2 protein-coding genes are annotated in these 2,367 nt (G+C 54.3%); both read left to right on the top strand.

Annotated elements, in window-relative coordinates; translation table 11 throughout:
* Positions 1–209: 209 nt before the first annotated feature.
* Complete coding sequence (gene istA, locus BUC26_RS22385; RefSeq protein WP_073379637.1) at positions 210–1,457, top strand: IS21 family transposase; 1,248 nt, start codon at positions 210–212, stop codon at positions 1,455–1,457.
* Complete coding sequence (gene istB / locus BUC26_RS22380; RefSeq protein WP_073379635.1) at positions 1,445–2,230, top strand: IS21-like element helper ATPase IstB; 786 nt, start codon at positions 1,445–1,447, stop codon at positions 2,228–2,230. The genes istA and istB overlap by 13 nt, the downstream gene beginning before the upstream one ends.
* The last annotated feature ends 137 nt before the right edge of the window (positions 2,231–2,367 follow it).

Raw genomic sequence — 2,367 nt, 5'->3', positions numbered from 1 at the left:
CGTTCAATGGCCACATTATCAAGCCATCGCCCACGGCCGTCCATGCTGATTCTTGCTCCTGTCTTCTGCACGTATTCAGACCATTGCCCGGAGGTGTTAATGGCAACATAAAACTGTACCAAAAAATGCAATGAAAAGTGTACCACCTTCACCGGCGATGTACCATCTCCTTCGAGGAGGTGGCCGCCATGATCAAACTGGAGGTATTTATGGACATCATTTCATTGCAGCGACAAGGCTTCAGTCAGCGGGATATTGCCAAGAAACTTGGCATTCACCGCAATACCGTCAAAAAGTATCTTGAGAATCCAGCTGTGCCCGCCTATCACAAATCCATAAAGAGGGCATCTATCCTCGATCCCTACCGGCAACTGATCGATGATTACCTGGCGGAAGACGACTACAAGGCAACCTGGATTCATGAACGCCTGCAGCAACGCGGCTACGAGGGCAGCTATCGGACTGTTCAAGCCTACGTGCGTGAAGTCAAAGACCGACGACACCGGCTGGCCTATACCCGGTTTGAGACCGAGCCGGGCTGCCAGGCCCAAGTCGACTGGGGCGACTTTCGCATCGACAATGGCAATGGCTCCTCTTCCACCCGCTATCTGTTTTTAATGGTGCTCGGCTACAGCCGGGCTTTCTACATCGAGTTCGTTGAAGCCTGCACCTTGGAGTCGTTCCTGGATTGCCACATCCGTGCGTTTTCCTATCTGCACGGCGTCCCTGGAGAAGTGCTCTATGATAACATGAAGCAGGTGGTCGTCGGGCGAGCCGGTGGTGCCGCGGTCTTCAATAACGAGTTTCTCCACTTTGCCCACCACTACCGATTCAGCCCGAAGGCCTGCCCTCCCTATAGCCCGTGGGTAAAGGGTAAGGTGGAACGGCCGATCGACTACGTGCGTCAACGGTTCTGGCGGGGCTACCGGTACACGACGATGGAGAAGCTCAACCGGGACGCTCGAAGCTGGCTCGATGTCACTGCCAACCGGCGTATCCACGGTACGCACAAGCAACCGGTCGACCAGCGCTGGCACCAGGAACAAGACAGTTTGCAGCCATTACCGCCGGCCCCGTACGACACCTCGCTGAAAGTCTTTCGCAAAGTCTACAAAGACTGCCAGCTCTCCTACAACGCCAACCGATATCTGGTTCCACATCACGTGGTCGGCAAAACGGTCATGCTCAAGATCAAGCAGGGCCGGATCAGCATCTACGACGATCAGACCCTGCTGGTAACCTACCAGGAGGCAAACGGTACCAATCAGACAGTGGGTAACCGGTTGTTCTATGATCAACTCCGACAGGACCGGGACCAGTTGCAGCGTAAATACCGTACTTCCAAAGGAGCGGCGACCAGAGGGCTGGACAATGGGTCGCTCTTCCCTGAAGTGACACACCGGCCGCTGGCCGAATATGAACAGTATGCCAACGGAGGTGCGTCATGGAACAGCTGACCTCCGAACGCTTACAGGACAACCTGGTACGCCTCAAGCTCAACCGCGCTGCCGAAGTGCTGGACAGCGTCGTGGAGCAAGCGACCCGGGAGAAAAACTCCTATCTCAGTTTTCTCGACCATCTCCTGGAAGAGGAAGTTGCCGCCAAGGAAGGGCGCCGCATCCAAACAGCAATGAAGACCGCCGGTCTGCCGGCGGCCAAGACCATCGAGGAGTATGACTTCACCTTCCATCCCCAGCTCGATAAAGCTACGGTGATGGAGCTCTTTGATCTGACGTTCATCACCAGGAAGGAAAACGTTCTGTTGCTCGGACCACCCGGAGTCGGCAAGACGCATCTGGCCATCTCGCTGGCAATCAAGGCCTGCCATCACGGCTTCAAGGTGTACTTCACCACGATGGATATTCTGATAAAAAAGCTCAAGGCCGGGGCCACTCGCCAAAAAGCATATCTGAACTCGAGCCTGGTGGTGGTCGATGAGGTTGGTTACCTTCCGGTAACAACACAGGAAGCGTATCTCTTCTTTCAGTTCGTCTCGCAGCGTTATGAAAGGAGTTCGACCATCATCACCTCAAACAAGAGCTTCGGCGACTGGCAGGAATTGTTTGGCGATCCGGTGATTGCCACGGCCATCCTCGATCGCCTCCTGCACCACAGCAAAGTGGTGAACATCAAGGGGCACAGCTACCGGCTCCGCGGGCATTCGATAAAGAAACAACTTTTCAAAGAGCAAAAATCGTCGGCTGACCGGTCAGCCGACGATGCTACCTGAGGCAGCGGGCGGTACACTTTTACTTTGCAGAAAATGGTACAGTTTTACATTGCAATCAACAGGAGGTAAACTGGCACCCTTGATCTGTATTGATGATCTCCGGTGTCAATCAGCATTCAATATTGACCCCTTTCAGC

The sequence above is a fragment of the Desulfofustis glycolicus DSM 9705 genome, assembly GCF_900130015.1.
Lineage (GTDB): Bacteria > Desulfobacterota > Desulfobulbia > Desulfobulbales > Desulfocapsaceae > Desulfofustis > Desulfofustis glycolicus.
The sequence above is the reverse complement of the archived record's forward strand: the minus strand, read 5'-3'. Positions and strand labels throughout refer to the sequence as shown.